The sequence below is a fragment of the Pseudomonas sp. UBA7500 genome, assembly GCF_002478435.1.
Classification (GTDB): domain Bacteria; phylum Pseudomonadota; class Gammaproteobacteria; order Pseudomonadales; family Pseudomonadaceae; genus Aquipseudomonas; species Aquipseudomonas palmensis.
Genome location: NZ_DLNW01000028.1, coordinates 54113 through 73584 on the forward strand (window position 1 = coordinate 54113; position 19472 = coordinate 73584).

The window sequence follows — 19472 nt, forward strand, 5'->3', positions numbered from 1 at the left end:
CCGCGGTGGGTCGTTTATTGCCAGTTGGAATAAGAAAGGACTTCATGAAACGTCTGCTGCTAACTGCGGTTCTCGCCGTACTGATGATCGCTGAAGTTCACGCCGAGTCCTTCACCATCTCCGATATTCGTGTCAATGGTCTGCAGCGGGTTTCCGCGGGCAGCGTGTTCGGCGCCTTGCCATTGAACGTTGGGGACGAGGCCGATGATCGGCGCCTGGTGGATTCCACCCGTGCGCTGTTCAAGACCGGCTTCTTCCAGGACATCCAACTGGGTCGCGACGGCAACGTCCTGATCATCACCGTGGTCGAGCGTCCTTCCGTCTCGAGCATCGAGATCGAAGGCAACAAGGCCATCAGCACCGAAGACCTGATGAAGGGTCTGAAGCAGTCGGGCCTGGCCGAAGGTGAAATCTTCCAGCGTGCCACCCTCGAAGGTGTGCGCAACGAGCTGCAGCGCCAGTACGTGGCCCAGGGCCGCTACTCGGCCGAGGTCGACGCCGAGGTGGTGCCGCAACCGCGCAACCGCGTAGGTCTGAAAATCAAGATCAACGAAGGCACCGTCGCTGCCATCCAGCACATCAACGTGGTGGGCAACACCAAGTTCAGCGACGACGAGCTGGCCAGCCTGTTCGAACTCAAGACCACCAACTGGCTGTCGTTCTTCAAGAACGACGACAAGTATGCCCGCGAAAAACTGTCCGGTGACCTCGAGCGCCTGCGCTCCTACTACCTGGACCGCGGCTACATCAACATGGACATCGCCTCCACCCAGGTGTCGATCACCCCGGACAAGAAGCACGTCTACATCACCGTGAACGTCAACGAGGGCGAGAAGTACACCGTTCGTGACGTCAAGCTGTCCGGCGACCTGAAGGTTCCGGAAGACCAGGTCAAGGCACTGATGCTGGTGCAGCCTGGCCAGGTGTTCTCGCGCAAGGTGATGACCACCACCTCCGAGCTGATCACCCGCCGCCTGGGCAACGAAGGCTATACCTTCGCCAACGTCAACGGCGTGCCGCAGCCTCACGATGACGACCACACCGTCGACATCACCTTCGTCGTCGACCCGGGCAAGCGTGCCTACGTCAACCGCATCAACTTCCGTGGCAACACCAAGTCCGAGGACGAAGTGCTGCGCCGCGAGATGCGCCAGATGGAAGGTGGCTGGGCATCGACCTATCTGATCGACCAGTCCAAGACCCGCCTCGAGCGCCTGGGCTTCTTCAAGGAAGCCAACGTCGAGACCCCGGCCGTACCGGGCACCGACGACCAGGTCGACGTGAACTACAGCGTCGAAGAGCAGGCATCGGGTTCGATCACCGCCAGCGTCGGTTTCGCGCAGAGCGCCGGCCTGATCCTGGGTGGTTCGATCAGCCAGAACAACTTCCTGGGTACCGGTAACAAGGTCTCCATCGGCCTGACCCGTTCCGAATACCAGAGCCGCTACAACTTCGGCTTCGTGGACCCCTACTGGACTGCCGATGGCGTGAGCCTTGGCTACAACGCCTTCTACCGCACCACCGACTACGACGACCTCGACGTCGACGTGGCCAGCTATGCGGTGGACAGCCTGGGTGCGGGCGTCAGCGTCGGCTACCCGATCAGCGAGACTTCGCGCCTGACCTTCGGCCTCACCGCCCAGCAGGACAAGATCAAGACCGGTCGCTACACCGTTGACGAGATCTTCGATTTCGTCAAAAAGGAAGGCGACAACTACCTGAACTTCAAGGCATCGGCCGGCTGGTCGGAGTCCACCCTGAACAAGGGCGTGCTGGCTACCCGTGGTCACTCCCAGAGCCTGGTGCTCGAGGCGACCACCCCGGGCAGCGACCTGTCGTTCTTCAAGCTTGACTACCGTGGCCAGCTGTTCAAGCCGATCAACAACGACTACACCCTGCGTCTGCACACCGAGCTGGGCTACGGCGACGGCTTCGGCGGCACCTCGGGCCTGCCGTTCTACGAGAACTACTACGCCGGTGGCTTCAACTCCGTGCGTGGCTTCAAGGACAGCAGCCTGGGCCCGCGCAGTACCCCGAGTAAAGGCAACAACCCTGGCACTGCGCGCGACCCGGACCAGGATCCACTGCCGTTCGGCGGCAACGTGCTGGTGCAGGGCGGCGTGGAACTGCTGTTCCCACTGCCGTTCGTCAAGGACCAGCGTTCGCTGCGCACCTCGGTTTTCTGGGACGTGGGTAACGTGTTCGACACCAACTGCGGCTCCAAGCCGGATTGCGAGAAGGTCGGCCTCAGCGGCCTGGCCAGCTCGGTCGGCCTGGGCGTGACCTGGATTACTGCACTGGGCCCGTTGAGCTTCAGCCTGGCGATGCCGGTCAAGAAGCCGGACGATGCCGATACCCAGGTGTTCCAATTCTCTCTGGGCCAGACCTTCTAAGGGTCTGCCCCGCGTAAACGACAACGGATTCTGTAGGAGTGCATCGTGCGTAAGTTGACTCAACTGGCTGTACTGGCTGCGACCCTGATCGCGACCCCGGCATTTGCCGAGATGAAAATTGCCGTCCTGAACTATCAGATGGCGCTGCTGGAATCGGACGCGGCCAAGAAGTACGCGGTCGATGCGGAGAAGAAATTCGGCCCGCAACTGACCAAGCTGAAAAACCTGGAAAGCAGCGCCAAGGGCATCCAGGACCGTCTGGTCAAGGGTGGCGACAAGATGGCCCAGGGCGAGCGCGAGCGTCTGGAGCTTGAATTCAAGCAGAAGGCCCGTGACTTCCAGTTCCAGTCCAAGGAGCTGAACGAAGCCAAGGCCGTTGCCGACCGCGAGATGCTCAAGCAGCTCAAGCCCAAGCTCGACGGCGCAGTGGAGGAAGTGATCAAGAAGGGTGCTTTCGACCTGGTACTCGAGCGTGGCGCGGTCATTGATGTCAAGCCTCAGTACGACATCACCCGCCAGGTCATCGAGCGCATGAACCAGTCCCGTTGAACATGACTGCGACCATGAAACTCGGCCAGCTGGCCGAGTTCCTCGGGGCCACCCTCAGTGGCCCGGCGGAGCTCGACATCACTGGCCTTGCGACCCTGCACGAGGCTGGCCCGGGACAATTGAGCTTCCTGGCCAACCCGCAGTACCGCAAATTCCTGCCTGAGAGCAAGGCCGCTGCGGTCCTGCTCAAGGCTGCCGATGCCGAGGGCTTTGCCGGTCACGCGCTGATCGTTGCAGATCCCTACCTGGCCTACGCACGTGTTTCCCACCTGTTCGATCCAAAGCCCAGGGCTGTGGCGGGAGTTCATCCCAGCGCCGTGGTGGCTGCAGACGCACAGGTCGATGCCAGCGCCAGCATCGGTGCCTGTGCAGTGATCGAAAGCGGGGCGCAGATCGGCCCTGGCGTGACCATCGGTGCCCACTGCTTCATCGGTGCGCGCAGCGTGATCGGCGAAGGCGGCTGGCTGGCCCCGCGTGTCACGCTGTACCACGATGTGCATATCGGCAAGCGTGTGGTGATCCAGTCCGGCGCCGTGCTGGGGGGTGAAGGTTTCGGTTTCGCCAATGAAAAGGGCGTATGGCAGAAGATTGCCCAGATCGGCGGCGTGAGCATCGGCGACGATGTCGAGATCGGCGTGAACACCGCCATCGACCGCGGTGCACTGGCCGATACCCGTATCGGCAATGGCGTGAAACTCGACAACCAGATCCAGATCGCCCATAACGTACAGGTCGGCGACCACACGGCAATGGCCGCGTGTGTCGGTATTTCCGGCAGCACCAAGATCGGCAAGCATTGCACCATCGCCGGCGGTGTCGGCATGGTCGGGCATATTGATGTGTGTGATGGGGTGTTCGTCTCCGGGATGACCATGGTCACCCGTTCCATCACCGAGCCAGGTGCCTATTCGTCCGGTACGGCCATGCAGCCGCTGGGTGAGTGGCGCAAGAGTGCCGCGCGCATTCGCCAGCTGGATGAGATGGCCAAACGTCTTCAACAAGTGGAAAAGCGACTCGAGGCCGTGACCTCGGGCGACAAAGCTTCATCAGAAGGCTGATACCATTTCCTGATCAAGAGCGCCCAGCCGCTAGACTGCGCTCCTTGATTTGCTAAAGGAGCGCCGCTCGAACGTGCGCGCTCCCTATCTTTACTACAGGCTTCCCCCCGAAATGATGGACATCAACGAGATTCGCGAATATTTGCCTCACCGTTACCCGTTCCTGCTGGTGGACCGGGTGGTGGACTTGGACGTAGAGGCCCAGCGCATTCGTGCCTACAAGAATGTCAGCATCAACGAGCCTTTCTTCAACGGTCACTTCCCGGCGCACCCGATCATGCCCGGCGTGCTGATCATCGAAGCGATGGCCCAGGCAGCCGGCATCCTCGGGTTCAAGATGCTGGACGTCAAACCCGCGGACGGTACCCTGTACTACTTCGTCGGTTCCGACAAGTTGCGCTTTCGCCAGCCGGTGCTGCCGGGTGATCAACTGATCCTCGAAGCCAAGTTCATCAGCTGCAAGCGCCAGATCTGGAAGTTCGAGTGCCAGGCGTCGGTGGACGGCAAGCCGGTATGCTCGGCCGAGATCATCTGTGCGGAACGCAAACTATGAGTTTGATTGACCCTCGGGCAATCATCGATCCATCAGCAAAGATTGCCGACGGCGTCGAGGTCGGCCCATGGTCGATCGTCGGTGCCGGGGTCGAGATCGGGGAAGGGACCGTGATTGGTCCGCATGTGATTCTCAAAGGGCCGACCCGCATCGGCAAGCACAACCGCATCTACCAGTTCTCCTCTGTCGGCGAAGACACCCCTGACCTCAAGTACAAGGGTGAACCGACGCGCCTGGTGATCGGCGACCACAACGTGATCCGCGAAGGCGTGACCATTCACCGTGGCACCGTGCAGGACCGTAGCGAAACCACCCTGGGTGATCACAACCTGGTCATGGCCTATGCCCATATCGGGCACGACAGCGTGATCGGCAACCACTGCATCCTGGTCAACAACACCGCGCTGGCCGGGCATGTGCATGTGGGCGACTGGGCGATACTGTCCGGGTTTACCCTGGTGCACCAGTTCTGCCATATCGGCGCCCACAGCTTTTCCGGCATGGGTACCGCCATCGGCAAGGATGTGCCGGCCTTCGTCACCGTGTTCGGCAACCCGGCCGAGGCGCGCAGCATGAACTTCGAAGGCATGCGCCGTCGCGGTTTCAGCGATGAAGCTATCCATGCCCTGCGCCGCGCCTACAAGGTGGTGTATCGCCAGAACCTGACGGTCGACCAGGCTATCGCCGAACTGGCCGAGCCCGCCCAGCAGTTCCCCGAGGTCGACCTGTTCGTCAAGTCGATCCAGAACTCCGCCCGCGGCATCACCCGCTGACATGGCGCAACTCTGTGTAGCGCTGGTGGCAGGCGAAGCCAGCGGCGATATTCTTGGCGCCGGCCTGATGCGTGCACTCAAGGCCCGCCATCCGCAGGTACGCTTTATCGGCGTCGGCGGCCCATTGATGGAAGCCGAGGGGCTGAGCTCCTACTTTCCCATGGAGCGCCTGGCCGTCATGGGCCTGGTCGAAGTGCTGGGTCGCCTGCGCGAGCTGCTCAAGCGCCGCAAGCTGCTGATCCAGACGCTGATCGAGCAGAAGCCGGACGTGTTCATCGGTATCGATGCGCCCGACTTCACCCTCAACATCGAACTGAAACTGCGCCAGGCCGGCATCAAGACCGTGCACTACGTCAGCCCTTCGGTATGGGCCTGGCGGCAGAAGCGCGTGCTGAAGATCCGCGAAGGCTGCGACCTGATGCTCACGCTGTTTCCGTTCGAGGCGCGGTTCTATGAAGAACAGGGCGTGCCGGTGCGTTTCGTCGGCCACCCGCTGGCCGATACCATCCCGCTGCAGGCCGACCGCACTGCAGCGCGTGAAGCACTGGGCCTGCCCGACGGCCCCTTGGTGGCGCTGATGCCAGGCAGCCGTGGCGGCGAAGTAGGGCGCCTGGGTGCACTGTTTCTGGATACCGCACAGCGGCTTCGCGAGCTGGTGCCGGGGGTGCGCTTCGTCTCGCCCTGCGCCAACCCGGTGCGCCGTGCCCAGCTCGAACAGATGCTCGAAGGCCGCGACCTGCCACTGACCCTGCTCGACGGCCAGTCGCACCAGGCCCTGGCGGCCTGCGATGCGGTATTGATCGCCTCGGGCACCGCTACCCTGGAGGCGCTGTTGTTCAAGCGACCCATGGTGGTGGCGTACCGCGTGGCCCCGGTGACCTACTGGATTCTCAAGCGCCTGGTCAAAAGCCCTTATGTATCGCTGCCCAACCTGCTGGCCCAGCGCCTGCTGGTGCCCGAACTGCTGCAGGAGGCCGCCACCAGCGAGGCCCTGGCGCAGACCCTGGCACCACTGGTGAGCGGTGGCGAGCAGCAGACCGAGAGCTTCGATCAGATTCACCGTACCCTGCGCCGCGATGCCTCCAACCAGGCAGCCGACGCGGTACTGGCCTTGCTGGAACATCGATAAATGCAAATCGGACTGGATTTCAACCTGGTCGAAGACCTGGTCGCCGGGGTTGACGAAGTCGGCCGCGGCCCGCTGTGTGGCGCGGTGGTGACCGCTGCCGTGATCCTCGACCCGAGCCGGCCGATCCTGGGCCTGAACGATTCGAAAAAACTCACCGAGGCGCGCCGCGAAAAGCTCTTCGACGAGATCTGCGAGAAGGCCCTGAGCTTTCACATCGCCCGCGCCGAGGTCGACGAGATCGACCAGCTGAACATTCTGCATGCCACCATGCTGGCCATGCAGCGCGCGGTCGAAGGCCTGCACATCACGCCCAAGCTGGCACTGATCGATGGCAACCGTTGCCCCAAGCTCAACGTGCCATCGGCGCCGGTGGTCAAGGGTGACAGCCAGGTGCCGGCCATCGCTGCGGCCTCTATCCTGGCCAAGGTGACCCGTGACCGGGAAATGGCTGCCTTCGAGCTGATCTACCCTGGCTACGGCATCGGCGGGCACAAGGGCTACCCGACCCCGCTGCACCTTGAAGCCCTGGCCCGGCTTGGCCCCACGCCGATTCACCGGCGCTCGTTCGCCCCGGTACGGGCTGCATTCGAGGCCCGTGGCCTGCAGGCCAACGGCCTGTTGCCGGTGTAGAGGCAACCCCCGTTCAGCCTGACCGCTCCCGCGCAGGCTGTAGTTTTGATCGAGGCCCGGTACAATCCGGGCCTTGTTGTTTTGTGCTGCTATAGGATCATCATGTCGGCTTCTTTCGTTCATCTTCGCCTGCACACCGAATTCTCGCTGGTCGATGGCCTGGTGCGGATCAAGCCGCTGGTCAAGGCCCTGGCCGGGATGAACATGCCGGCGGTGGCCGTCACCGACCAGAGCAACATGTGCTCGCTGGTCAAGTTCTACAAGACCGCCATGGGCAGCGGGATCAAGCCGATCTGTGGGGCCGACCTGTGGCTGTCCAACGCCGACCCCGACCTGCCGCTGTCGCGCATCTGCCTGTTGGCGATGAACGCCAAGGGCTACCGCAACCTCACCGAGCTGATCTCCCGTGGCTGGATGGACGGCCAGCGCAATGGCGTGGTGGTCATCGAGCGCGAGTGGATCGCCCCGGCCAGCGAGGGCCTGATCGCCTTGTCGGCGGCCAGGGAAGGCGATATCGGCATGGCACTGCTGGGCAACAACCCGCAGGAAGCCGAGGCCCTGCTGCGCGACTGGATGGCGATGTTCCCCGATCGCTTCTATGTCGAGGTGCAGCGCACCAACCGCAGCGGCGACGAAGAGTATTTGCACGCCGCCGTGGCCCTTGCCGACCGCCTGGGCGCGCCGCTGGTGGCCACCAACGACGTGCGCTTCATCAAGCAGACCGACTACGACGCCCACGAAACCCGGGTGTGCATCGGCGAAGGCCGTGCCCTGGACGATCCGCGGCGTTCGCGCAACTACAGCGACCAGCAGTACCTGAAAAGCCCGGAAGAAATGGCCGAGCTGTTCAGCGACCTGCCCGACGCCCTGGCCAACACGGTCGAGATCGCCAAGCGCTGCAACATCGAGGTGCAGCTGGGCAAGCACTTCCTGCCCGACTTCCCCACGCCCAACGGCATGGGCATCGACGAATACCTGCGCCATGTGTCCCATGAAGGCCTGGAAGAGCGCCTGGCGGTGCTCTGGCCCAAGGACACCACGCCCAACTATGAAGAGAAGCGCCAGGTCTACCTCGACCGGCTGAAGTTCGAGCTGGACATCATCATCCAGATGGGCTTTCCCGGTTACTTCCTGATCGTTATGGACTTCATCAAGTGGGCCAAGAACAACGGCGTGCCGGTAGGTCCGGGCCGGGGGTCGGGTGCCGGCTCGCTGGTGGCCTACGTGCTGAAGATCACCGACCTCGACCCGCTGGCCTACGACCTGCTGTTCGAACGTTTCCTCAACCCTGAACGGGTCTCGATGCCCGACTTCGACGTCGACTTCTGCATGGACGGTCGCGACCGCGTGATCGAGTATGTGGCCGATGCCTACGGGCGCAATGCGGTGAGCCAGATCATCACCTTCGGCACCATGGCGGCCAAGGCGGTGGTGCGTGACGTGGCGCGGGTGCAGGGCAAGTCCTACGGCCTGGCCGACCGCCTGTCGAAGATGATTCCGTTCGAAGTCGGCATGACCCTGGAGAAGGCCTACGAGCAGGAGGAAATGCTGCGCGACTTCCTCAAGACCGACGAGGATGCCAAGGAAATCTGGGACATGGCCCTCAAGCTCGAGGGCGTTACCCGGGGCACCGGCAAGCACGCCGGTGGCGTGGTCATCGCGCCGACCAAACTCACCGACTTCTCGCCGATTGCCTGTGACGAAGAGGGCGGCGGCCTGGTAACCCAGTTCGACAAGGATGACGTGGAGGCGGCCGGCCTGGTGAAGTTCGACTTCCTTGGCCTGCGTACCCTGACCATCATCAAGTGGGCAATGGAGACGATCAACCGCGAGCAGGCCAAGGCCGGCCTGCCGGACCTGAACATCGACTTCATCCCGCTGGACGACAAGAAAACCTACGACCTGCTGCAGAAGGCCGAGACCACTGCGGTATTCCAGCTCGAGTCGCGCGGCATGAAGGAGCTGATCAAGAAGCTCAAGCCCGACTGCCTGGAAGACCTTATCGCACTGGTGGCACTGTTCCGCCCGGGCCCACTGCAATCGGGCATGGTGGACGACTTCATCAACCGCAAGCACGGCCGCGCCGAACTGGCCTACCCGCACTCCGACTACCAGTACGAAGGCCTCAAGCCGGTACTGGCGCCGACCTACGGCATCATCCTGTACCAGGAACAGGTGATGCAGATCGCCCAGGTGATGGCCGGCTACACCCTTGGCGGTGCGGACATGCTGCGCCGGGCGATGGGCAAGAAGAAGCCCGAGGAAATGGCCAAGCAGCGTGGCGGTTTCATCGAAGGCTGCGCCACCAACAACATCGACCCGGACCTGGCGGGCAACATCTTCGACCTGGTGGAAAAATTCGCCGGTTACGGTTTCAACAAGTCCCACTCAGCCGCCTACGGCCTGGTGTCGTACCAGACCGCCTGGCTCAAGACCCATCACCCGGCCGCGTTCATGGCTGCGGTACTGTCGGCGGATATGCACAACACCGACAAGGTGGTGACCCTGATCGAGGAAGTGCGCAGCATGAAGCTGCGCCTCGATGCACCGGATGTGAACACCTCCGACTTCAAGTTCACGGTCAACGACGACGGCCGCATCGTGTATGGCCTGGGCGCGATCAAGGGCGTGGGCGAGGGCCCTGTCGACGCGATCGTCGAGGCGCGCAGCAGCGGGCCGTTCAAGGACCTGTTCGACTTCTGCGAGCGGGTCGACCTCAAGCGCATCAACAAGCGCACCCTCGATGCATTGATCCGCAGCGGTGCGCTGGACCGCCTGGGGCCGTTCTTCCACGACGAAATCAAGGCCTACCAGGCCAACATCGACCGTAATCGCGCGGTGCTGCTGGGGGCGATGGAAGAGGCGATCAAGTCGGCCGAACAGACCGCACGCACCCACGACAGCGGGCACTCGGACCTGTTCGGCGGGTTGTTCGTGGAGGCCGACGCCGACGTCTATGCCAACCACCGCAACGCCCGCGAGCTGACCCTCAAGGAACGCCTGCGCGGCGAGAAGGACACCCTGGGCCTGTACCTGACCGGCCACCCGATCGACGAGTACGAAGGCGAGATCCGCCGTTTCGCCCGTCAGCGCATCATCGACCTCAAGCCGGCCCGCGATACCCAGACCGTGGCCGGCATGATCATTGCGCTGCGCGTGATGAAGAACAAGAAGGGCGACAAGATGGGCTTCGTGACCCTCGACGACCGCTCCGGGCGCATCGAGGCGTCGCTGTTTGCCGATGCGTTCATGGCCGCGCAGCCGTTGCTGCAGACCGACGCGATGGTGGTGGTCGAAGGGGAGGTCAGCAATGACGACTTCTCCGGTGGCCTGCGCCTGCGGGTCAAGCGTGTGATGAGCATGGAAGATGCACGTACCAACCTGGCCGAAAGCCTGCGCCTGAAGATCCATGCCGACGCCCTCAAGGGCGACCGCCTGGCGTGGCTGGGCGAGCTGTTCAAGCGCCATCGCGGCGCGTGCCCGATCAGCATGGAATACACCGGCAACGATGCGCGCGCCCTGCTGCAGTTTGGCGAAGGTTGGCGCATCGACCCCGCGGACGGACTGATTCAGGCCCTGCGTGACCAGTTCGGGCGTGAGAACGTCTTCCTGCAATATCGATGAATTGATGAATTTTTAATCTCGACCTGAATGCGCCTGATCCCTTAAGGTAGGGCGCCAAACGGATCAACCGGCCGGCCGCCTGGCCGTCGACCCAAGACGGATGCCTATGAACCCGAATTTTCTGGATTTCGAACAGCCGATTGCTGACCTGCAAGCCAAGATCGAAGAGCTGCGCCTGGTCGGCAATGACAACTCGCTGAACATCGGCGATGAAATCGCCCGTCTGCAAGACAAGAGCAGCACGCTGACCGAGAGCATTTTCGGCAACCTGACCAGCTGGCAGATCGCGCGCCTGGCGCGTCACCCGCGTCGTCCGTACACCCTGGACTACATCGACCACATCTTCACCGAGTTCGACGAGCTGCATGGCGACCGCCACTTCTCCGACGACGCCGCGATCGTTGGTGGCATCGCCCGCCTGGACGACCAGCCGGTGATGGTGATCGGTCATCAGAAAGGCCGTGAAGTGCGCGAGAAGGTACGCCGCAACTTCGGCATGCCACGCCCTGAAGGTTACCGCAAGGCGTGCCGCCTGATGGAAATGGCCGAACGCTTCAAGATGCCGATCCTGACCTTCATCGACACCCCGGGCGCCTACCCCGGCATCGACGCCGAAGAGCGCAACCAGAGCGAAGCGATTGCCTGGAACCTGCGCGTGATGGCTCGCCTGAAAACGCCGATCATCGCCACCGTGATCGGCGAAGGCGGTTCGGGCGGTGCACTGGCCATCGGCGTTTGCGACCAGCTGAACATGCTGCAGTACTCCACCTACGCGGTGATTTCGCCGGAAGGCTGCGCCTCGATCCTGTGGAAGACTGCCGAGAAGGCTGCTGACGCAGCCGAAGCGATGGGCATCACGGCCGAGCGCCTCAAGGGCCTGGGTATCGTCGACAAGGTGATCGGCGAACCACTGGGCGGCGCACACCGTGACCCGGCGGCGGCCTCGGCCAACATCCGCGCTTCGCTGATCGAGCAGTTGGACATGCTCAAGGCGTTCGACAACGACGCGCTGCTCAAGCGCCGTTATGATCGCCTGATGAGCTACGGGCTCTGATCTGAACTCATCGGTGGCCCTTTCGCTTCTGTAGGAGCCGGCTTTGCCGGCGAAGGGCCACCGATGATCGACCTGCGCAACACCCTGTCCCCCTGGCACCAAGCTACCGGCTGGTGCGTCGCCCTCTCTGGCGGCCTCGACTCCACCGTCCTGCTGCACCTACTGGCCCAACAGCCGACTGCGCCCCTTCGTGCCCTCCATGTCCACCACGGTCTGCAAGCCGCTGCCGATGCGTGGCCGGCCCACTGCCAGCGCCTGTGCGACAGCCTGGGCGTACCGCTGGACATCATCCATGTGCACGTCGCCCCTGGCGCCAGCCTGGAGCAGGGCGCCCGGGACGCGCGCTATGCAGCCTTCGCCCAGGCCCTACGCCCGGGCGAACTGCTGCTGACCGGCCAGCACCGCGACGACCAGGCCGAGACGCTGCTGTTTCGGCTGTTGCGCGGGGCCGGCCTGCGTGGCCTGTCGGGGATGCCGGCGCAGCGGGCGCTGGGGCAGGGCAGCCTGCTGCGACCCTTGCTGGATACCCCGCGTGATGAACTGCTGGCCTACGCCACCGCGCATGGCCTGCATTGGATAGAAGACCCCAGCAACGATGACACCCAGTTCTCGCGCAACTACCTGCGCCACCAGGTGCTGCCGGCGCTGACCCGACGCTGGCCCCAGGCGGCGCGCAGCCTGGCGCGCAGCGCCGCGCACCTGGCCGAGGCGCAGGGCCTGCTCGATGAAGTGGCGCAGCAGGACCTCGCACAAGCCTCGACCCCTGATGCCTTCGCCTGGTTGGGCTGCCCGTCGCTGGATCTGGAGGTGCTGCGCCAACTGTCCCCGGCACGCCAGCGCAACGCCCTGCAGTACTGGCTGGCGGCGCGCACGCGCCTGCCGGACACCCGCCACTGGTCGGGTTGGGAAGACGTGCGCGATGCCGGCGGCGAAGGGCGTCCTGTATGGCGCCTGGCCGATGGCGAGCTGCACCGCAGTGGCCTGCGTATCTACTGGCTGGATGCGCACTGGCTCACGCCGCCGGCGCAGCCGGTGCCTTGGCTCGACCCGCGCCAGCCGCTTGCACTGCCCGGCAATGGCCAGTTGACACTAAGCGGCAGGTTGCCGCAGGGCCCGCTGCAGGTGCGCTATCGCCAGGGCGGCGAGAGGATGGCGGTCGAGGGTAGAGGCCATCGCGACCTCAAGCGGTTGCTCAACGAGCGCCAGCTACCCTTGTTCGCCCGCCAGCGCGTGCCGCTGCTGTACCGCGACGGGCAGTTGCTGGCGGTGGCCAACCTGCCGGGGCTGGGGCTTGCCGACGGGCAACTGCACTGGTGCGTACCGACAAGCGCGCAAGGTTTGAGATGAAAGGGACATTCCGGTAGACTACGCTCCCTTCTTGATACAACTTCTGTGACTTCATCTGAATCACGGCAGTTGCCGATTACCAAGCAGTTTTTTGCTGGGCGATTCTAAAAATGTTTAGCGAGCTCCTTACCGGGTTTTCAACCCCCGGTCTGACCAGGCGCGGCAGTTTTTTAAGATGCACTGTGATTGACGCAGGTGATCGGGGGCTTCGGCCTTCCTTCGCTTTCCCCGGCGGCACTGACCGCTTTAACGCAGACTTCTAGGGTTTTTCATGACGCGCTACATATTCGTCACGGGCGGTGTTGTTTCTTCATTGGGGAAAGGCATTGCCTCGGCTTCATTGGCGGCCATCCTGGAGGCGCGGGGGCTCAAGGTCACCATGCTCAAGCTGGACCCGTACATCAACGTCGACCCGGGCACCATGAGCCCGTTCCAGCACGGTGAGGTGTTCGTCACCCACGACGGCGCCGAGACCGACCTGGACCTGGGCCACTACGAGCGGTTCATCCGCACGACCATGACCCAGAACAACAACTTCACCACCGGCCGCGTGTACGAGCACGTGCTGCGCAAGGAGCGCCGTGGTGACTACCTGGGTGCCACCATCCAGGTGATCCCGCACATCACCGACGAAATCAAGCGCCGCATCATCAAGGGCGCCGGCGATGCCGACGTGGCCATGGTCGAGATCGGCGGTACCGTGGGTGACATCGAGTCGCAACCGTTCCTCGAGGCCATCCGCCAGCTGCGCTTCGAAGTGGGCGCCAAGCGCGCGATGCTGATGCACCTGACCCTGGTGCCGTACATCGCCACCGCCGGCGAGACCAAGACCAAGCCTACCCAGCACTCGGTCAAGGAGCTGCGCTCCATCGGCCTGCAGCCGGACGTGCTGGTGTGCCGTTCCGATCACCCGATCGACAGCTCGTCGCGCCGCAAGATCGCGCAGTTCACCAACGTTGAAGAACGTGCGGTGATCGCGCTGGAAGACGCCGACACCATCTACAAGATCCCGGGCATCCTGCACTCCCAGGGCCTGGACGACTTCGTCGTCGAGCGTTTCGGCCTGCAGTGCGGCAGCGCCGACCTGTCCGAGTGGGACGCGGTGGTCGATGCCAAGCTCAACCCCGAGCACGAAGTCACCATCGCCATGGTCGGCAAATACATGGAGCTGCTCGATGCCTACAAGTCGCTGATCGAAGCGATGAGCCATGCCGGCATCAGCAACCGCACCAAGGTCAACCTGCGCTACATCGACTCCGAAGACATCGAGAACCAGGGCACCGGCCTGCTCGAAGGCGTGGACGCCATCCTGGTACCGGGCGGTTTCGGCCTGCGCGGCGTGGAAGGCAAGATCACTGCCGTTCAATACGCCCGCGAGAACAAGGTGCCTTACCTGGGTATCTGCCTGGGCATGCAGGTGGCGGTCATCGAATTCGCCCGCAACGTGATGGGCTGGAAGGACGCCAACTCCACCGAGTTCGATCGCGCCAGCGGTCACCCTGTGGTGGGCCTGATCACCGAGTGGGAAGATGCCACCGGCGCGGTCGAGACCCGTACCGAAGCCTCGGACCTTGGCGGCACCATGCGTCTGGGCGCCCAGGAGTGCCAGCTGCAAAGCGGCTCCAAGGTGCACGACTGCTACGCCAAGGACGTGATCGTCGAGCGTCACCGTCACCGCTACGAGGTCAACAACAACCTGCTGCCGCAACTGATCGAGGCGGGCCTGGTGGTCTCGGGTCGTTCCGGCGACGGCGCACTGGTCGAAGTGGTCGAGTCCAAGGACCATCCCTGGTTCGTGGCCTGCCAGTTCCACCCGGAGTTCACCTCTACCCCGCGTGACGGCCACCCGCTGTTCAGCGGCTTCGTCAAAGCTGCATTGGCTCAAAAGAACAAGGCCTGATCCATGACCCAGAAGATCATTCGCGTCGGTAACATCGAGATCGCCAACGACAAGCCGTTCGTCCTGTTCGGCGGCATGAACGTGCTGGAATCCCGTGACCTGGCCCTGAAGGTCTGCGAAGAGTACGTGCGGGTTACCGAGAAGCTCGGTATCCCCTACGTGTTCAAGGCCAGCTTCGACAAGGCCAACCGTTCGTCGATCAACTCCTACCGCGGCCCTGGCCTGGAAGAGGGGATGAAGATCTTCGAAGAGATCAAGCGCACCTTCAACGTGCCGGTGATCACCGACGTGCACGAGCCGCACCAGGCGCAGGCCGTGGCCGACGTGTGCGACATCATCCAGCTGCCGGCCTTCCTGTCGCGCCAGACCGACTTGGTGGTCGCGATGGCCAAGACCGGCGCGGTGATCAACATCAAGAAGGCGCAGTTCCTCGCACCCCAGGAGATGAAGCACATCCTGAGCAAGTGCGAAGAGGCCGGCAACGACCAACTGATCCTCTGCGAGCGTGGTTCGAGCTTCGGCTACAACAACTTGGTGGTGGACATGCTCGGCTTCGGCATCATGAAGCAGTTCGAGTACCCGGTGTTCTTCGACGTGACCCATGCCCTGCAGATGCCGGGTGGTCGCGCCGATTCCGCAGGTGGCCGCCGTGCCCAGGTCACCGACCTGGCCAAGGCCGGCCTCAGTCAGGGGCTGGCGGGCCTGTTCCTCGAGGCCCACCCGGACCCTGACAATGCCAAGTGCGACGGCCCGTGCGCCCTGCGCCTGGACAAACTGGAGCCATTCCTGGCCCAGCTCAAGCAACTGGACGAACTGGTCAAGAGTTTTCCGACGGTAGAAACCGCGTAAACCTCGATTCTCCGGTAAAGTACCGCCCGTTCATCCCCTGACCCCCGGGTCAGGGGCTTGTCCTCGTCAGGCCTGCCCGTGCGCCGACCGCCTGTGACGGACCCGGTTTTTTTCTCAGCTGCGTTGTTTTCGTCAATTCTGGAGTGCTTACAACAATGGCAAAAATCGTCGACATCAAAGGTCGTGAAGTTCTCGATTCGCGCGGTAACCCTACCGTCGAAGCGGACGTACTGCTCGACAACGGCATCATCGGCAGCGCCTGTGCGCCGTCGGGTGCTTCCACTGGCTCGCGCGAAGCGCTGGAGCTGCGTGATGGCGACAAGAGCCGTTACATGGGCAAGGGCGTACTGAAGGCCGTCGCCAACATCAACGGCCCGATCCGCGACCTGCTGCTGGGCAAGGACCCGGTCGAGCAGAAAGCGCTCGACCTGGCGATGATCAAGCTCGACGGTACTGAAAACAAAGGCAACCTGGGCGCCAACGCCATCCTCGCCGTGTCCCTGGCTGCCGCCAAGGCCGCTGCACAGGACCAGGACCTGCCGCTGTACGCGCACATCGCAAACCTCAATGGCACCCCTGGCCAGTACTCGATGCCGGTCCCGATGATGAACATCATCAACGGCGGCGAGCACGCCGACAACAACGTCGACATCCAGGAGTTCATGGTGCAGCCGGTCGGCGCCAAGACCTTCTCCGACGCGCTGCGCATGGGCACCGAGATCTTCCACCACCTCAAGGCAGTACTGAAGGCCCGTGGCCTGAACACCGCCGTGGGTGACGAGGGTGGTTTCGCACCTAACCTGGCTTCCAACGAAGACGCGCTGTCGGCCATCGCCGAAGCCGTCGCCAACGCCGGCTACACCCTGGGCACCGACGTGACCCTGGCGCTGGACTGTGCGGCCAGCGAGTTCTACGAGGACGGCAAGTACAACCTGTCCGGTGAAGGCAAGTCGTTCGACGCAGCCGGTTTTGCCGACTACCTCAAGGGCCTGACCGAGCGTTTCCCGATCATCTCGATCGAAGACGGCCTGGACGAGTCCGACTGGGCTGGCTGGAAGATCCTGACCGACAAGATCGGCGACAAGGTGCAACTGGTCGGTGACGACCTGTTCGTGACCAACACCAAGATCCTGAAGGAAGGCATCGACAAGAAGATCGCCAACTCGATCCTGATCAAGTTCAACCAGATCGGCACCCTGACCGAAACCCTGGAAGCCATCCAGATGGCCAAGGCCGCCGGTTACACCGCAGTGATCTCGCACCGTTCGGGCGAAACCGAAGATTCGACCATTGCCGACCTGGCCGTGGGTACCGCTGCCGGCCAGATCAAGACCGGTTCGCTGTGCCGCTCCGACCGCGTCTCCAAGTACAACCAATTGCTGCGTATCGAAGAGCAACTGGGCAGCAAGGCTGTGTACCGTGGTCGCGGCGAGTTTCGCGGCTAAGCCAGAGATGGTAAAAAGGCCGCAGTGTGAGGCTGAAAGACGCAGCTAATCTTTCAGCAACCCTGTGCAGCAAGTGCTTTCCCCACAAAGCCTGGCTTCGGTCAGGCTTCGTGCCATCAGCCCCTTGCGCACGGGCGGCCTTTTTCCAGTGGATACCCTGATGCGTAGTCCCTATTGGTTGTTCCTCGTCTTGCTCCTGTTGCTGGGTGGCCTGCAGTACCGTCTGTGGGTGGGCAACGGCAGCCTGGCCCAGGTTGCCGACCTCAAGCAGCAGATCGCCGACCAGCACGCTGAAAACGAGCGTCTGCTGGAGCGTAATCGCGTGCTTGATGCCGAAGTGCTGGAGTTGAAGAAAGGTATGGAAACCGTCGAAGAACGCGCTCGTCATGAGCTGGGTATGGTCAAGGAGGGTGAAACCCTCTACCAGTTGGCCCAATGACGGCGTTCCTGCCTGCCTTCTGGGCAGTGATTCCTGCCGCGGGTGTTGGTGCCCGCATGGCGGCCGACCGTCCCAAGCAGTACCTGCAACTGGGCGGGCGGACGATTCTCGAGCATAGCCTCGACTGTTTTCTCGACCATCCATGCCTCAAGGGCGTGGTGGTCAGCATTGCTGCCGACGACCCTTACTGGCCGGGCCTGGCCTGCGCCAGCGATACGCGCATCCAGCGTGCGGCAGGTGGGCGCGAGCGTGCCGATTCGGTGCTCAATGCCTTGCTGCTGCTGCACGCCCAGGGCGCGGCCGACAACGACTGGGTGCTGGTGCACGATGCGGCGCGGCCGAACCTGGCGCGCGACGACCTTGACCGCCTGCTGGGCGAGCTGGCGAATGACCCGGTGGGCGGGCTGCTGGCGGTGCCGGCGCGCGACACGCTCAAGCGTGCCGATGCCAACGGGCGGGTAAGCGCCACCATCGACCGCAGCACGGTGTGGCAGGCGTACACCCCGCAGATGTTCCGCCTGGGGGCATTGCACCGTGCGCTGGCAGACAGCCTGGTGGCGGACGTGGCGATCACCGACGAGGCGTCGGCCATCGAATGGTCGGGGCAGGCGCCGCGCCTGGTCGAAGGGCGCAACGACAATATCAAGGTGACGCGGCCGGAAGACCTGGAGTGGCTGAGGCAGCGCTGGGCCAATCGCGGCAATTGACCGCGGTGGCCCATTCGCTGGCAAGCCAGCCCCCACACGGGACTGCAGTACGTTCAAGGGCGGGTGAACTGCCTGTGGGAGCCCGCGACGTTTTCTACACGCTGCGGTACTCAGGCAGCTGTCCCAACTTCTCCCGTAGATAATCCACCAGCTTGCGCACCTTCGGCGACAGGTGCCGCTGTTGCGGGTACAACGCCCACACCGCCGTATTCGGCGGCTGATGCGCTTCAAGCAGCGACACCAACGCGCCACTGCCCAGATGCTCCAGCACGTAGTAGTCCGGCAACTGGCACAGCCCCATCCCCTGCAGCGCCGCATCCAGCACCGCCTGCCCGCTGTTGCAGCGCCAGTTGCCCTGCACCCGCTGACTGATTTCCCGGCCCTCCTGCTGCAAGGCCCAGATATCCGTGCTGCCGATCAGGCAGTTGTGCCGCGCCAGCTCCGACACGCTGTGGGGCCGCCCATAGCGCTCCAGGTACGCTGGCGAGGCGCACAGGTACATGCGCCGTGGGGCCAGGCGTGCCGCCACCAGGCGTGACTCCTGCAACCGACCCAGGCGAATCGCCATGTCCATGCCTTCGTGCAGCAGGTCGAGGGTGCGGTTGGTCAGCTCGATGTCCACCCGCAACTGCGGGTACTGCGCCATGAAGCGGGTGACCAGCGGCACGATGAAGCGCTCGCCATAGGCCACCGCACAGGTCATGCGCAGCAGCCCCTTGGGCTCGCTGGTCAGGTCGCCTATGGCGCGCAGGGCCTCTTCGCGGCCATCCTGCAGGCGCTGGCAGTGCTGAAGAAAGGTCTGCCCGGCCTCACTCAAGGTCACCTTGCGCGTGCTGCGGTACAAAAGGCGCGTCTGCAGGCGATCTTCCAGGCGCGCCACCGCGCGGCTCACGTGCGACGACGATACCCCCAGGCGCTCGGCTGCCGCGGTGAACTGGCCCGATTCGGCCACCGCGACGAATTCGTCGATCCCTTCCCAGCGGCTGCTCATCGATTATCCCTGCATGGCAATAATGTTTTGT

The 19472-nt window shown here is 63.4% G+C and carries 16 protein-coding genes; 15 read left to right on the forward strand and 1 reads right to left on the reverse strand.

The features are described 5' to 3' along the window. Positions 1 to 44: 44 nt before the first annotated feature. From bamA to ispD, 15 genes are all read left to right on the forward strand, one after another. A complete protein-coding gene (bamA, locus tag B4I46_RS13355; protein WP_043863259.1) occupies positions 45 to 2393 on the forward strand; it encodes an outer membrane protein assembly factor BamA in 2349 nt (782 codons plus the stop codon). 45 nt (positions 2394 to 2438) lie between these two features. Continuing rightward, positions 2439 to 2942, forward strand: a complete 504-nt coding sequence (locus B4I46_RS13360; RefSeq protein ID WP_043863260.1) for an OmpH family outer membrane protein — start codon at positions 2439 to 2441, stop codon at positions 2940 to 2942. A gap of 2 nt (positions 2943 to 2944) precedes the next feature. Then, a complete protein-coding gene (lpxD, locus tag B4I46_RS13365) occupies positions 2945 to 4000 on the forward strand; it encodes a UDP-3-O-(3-hydroxymyristoyl)glucosamine N-acyltransferase (RefSeq protein WP_058541488.1) in 1056 nt (351 codons plus the stop codon). A 112-nt stretch (positions 4001 to 4112) separates the two neighbouring features. Continuing rightward, complete coding sequence (gene fabZ, locus B4I46_RS13370; RefSeq protein ID WP_038613986.1) at positions 4113 to 4553, forward strand: 3-hydroxyacyl-ACP dehydratase FabZ; 441 nt, start codon at positions 4113 to 4115, stop codon at positions 4551 to 4553. Further along, positions 4550 to 5326: an acyl-ACP--UDP-N-acetylglucosamine O-acyltransferase gene (lpxA, locus tag B4I46_RS13375; protein WP_088514540.1), complete on the forward strand. Its 777-nt coding sequence runs from the start codon at positions 4550 to 4552 to the stop codon at positions 5324 to 5326. Before fabZ ends, lpxA begins: the two co-directional genes overlap by 4 nt. Before the next feature lies 1 nt (position 5327). After that, positions 5328 to 6455, forward strand: a complete 1128-nt coding sequence (gene lpxB / locus B4I46_RS13380) for a lipid-A-disaccharide synthase (protein WP_058541489.1) — start codon at positions 5328 to 5330, stop codon at positions 6453 to 6455. Continuing rightward, entirely contained in the window at positions 6456 to 7085 is a 630-nt protein-coding gene (gene rnhB, locus B4I46_RS13385; protein WP_054914999.1) for a ribonuclease HII, read from the forward strand. 102 nt (positions 7086 to 7187) lie between these two features. Further along, positions 7188 to 10709, forward strand: a complete 3522-nt coding sequence (gene dnaE / locus B4I46_RS13390; RefSeq protein ID WP_058541490.1) for a DNA polymerase III subunit alpha — start codon at positions 7188 to 7190, stop codon at positions 10707 to 10709. A gap of 106 nt (positions 10710 to 10815) precedes the next feature. Further along, positions 10816 to 11763, forward strand: a complete 948-nt coding sequence (locus B4I46_RS13395; RefSeq protein ID WP_043863266.1) for an acetyl-CoA carboxylase carboxyltransferase subunit alpha — start codon at positions 10816 to 10818, stop codon at positions 11761 to 11763. 63 nt (positions 11764 to 11826) lie between these two features. Beyond that, a complete protein-coding gene (tilS, locus tag B4I46_RS13400; protein ID WP_286900610.1) occupies positions 11827 to 13110 on the forward strand; it encodes a tRNA lysidine(34) synthetase TilS in 1284 nt (427 codons plus the stop codon). Positions 13111 to 13381: 271 nt separating this feature from the next. Next, positions 13382 to 15010, forward strand: a complete 1629-nt coding sequence (locus tag B4I46_RS13405) for a CTP synthase (protein ID WP_043863268.1) — start codon at positions 13382 to 13384, stop codon at positions 15008 to 15010. 3 nt (positions 15011 to 15013) lie between these two features. Further along, positions 15014 to 15859, forward strand: coding sequence for a 3-deoxy-8-phosphooctulonate synthase (gene kdsA, locus B4I46_RS13410; RefSeq protein ID WP_043863269.1), 846 nt, complete (start codon positions 15014 to 15016; stop codon positions 15857 to 15859). A gap of 155 nt (positions 15860 to 16014) precedes the next feature. Next, the gene (gene eno, locus B4I46_RS13415; protein ID WP_286900611.1) at positions 16015 to 17304 is read left to right on the forward strand and encodes a phosphopyruvate hydratase; all 1290 of its coding nucleotides are present in this window, start codon (positions 16015 to 16017) and stop codon (positions 17302 to 17304) included. A 160-nt stretch (positions 17305 to 17464) separates the two neighbouring features. Continuing rightward, positions 17465 to 17743, forward strand: a complete 279-nt coding sequence (gene ftsB / locus B4I46_RS13420; RefSeq protein ID WP_043863271.1) for a cell division protein FtsB — start codon at positions 17465 to 17467, stop codon at positions 17741 to 17743. After that, on the forward strand, positions 17740 to 18450 hold the full coding sequence (gene ispD / locus B4I46_RS13425; RefSeq protein WP_043863272.1) for a 2-C-methyl-D-erythritol 4-phosphate cytidylyltransferase: 711 nt from the start codon (positions 17740 to 17742) through the stop codon (positions 18448 to 18450). Before ftsB ends, ispD begins: the two co-directional genes overlap by 4 nt. A 94-nt stretch (positions 18451 to 18544) precedes the next feature. Here ispD and B4I46_RS13430 read toward each other — a convergent pair whose 3' ends face one another. Next, positions 18545 to 19441 (reverse strand): LysR substrate-binding domain-containing protein, encoded by an 897-nt coding sequence (locus B4I46_RS13430; protein WP_043863273.1) that lies wholly within the window; start codon positions 19439 to 19441, stop codon positions 18545 to 18547. Positions 19442 to 19472 lie beyond the last annotated feature (31 nt).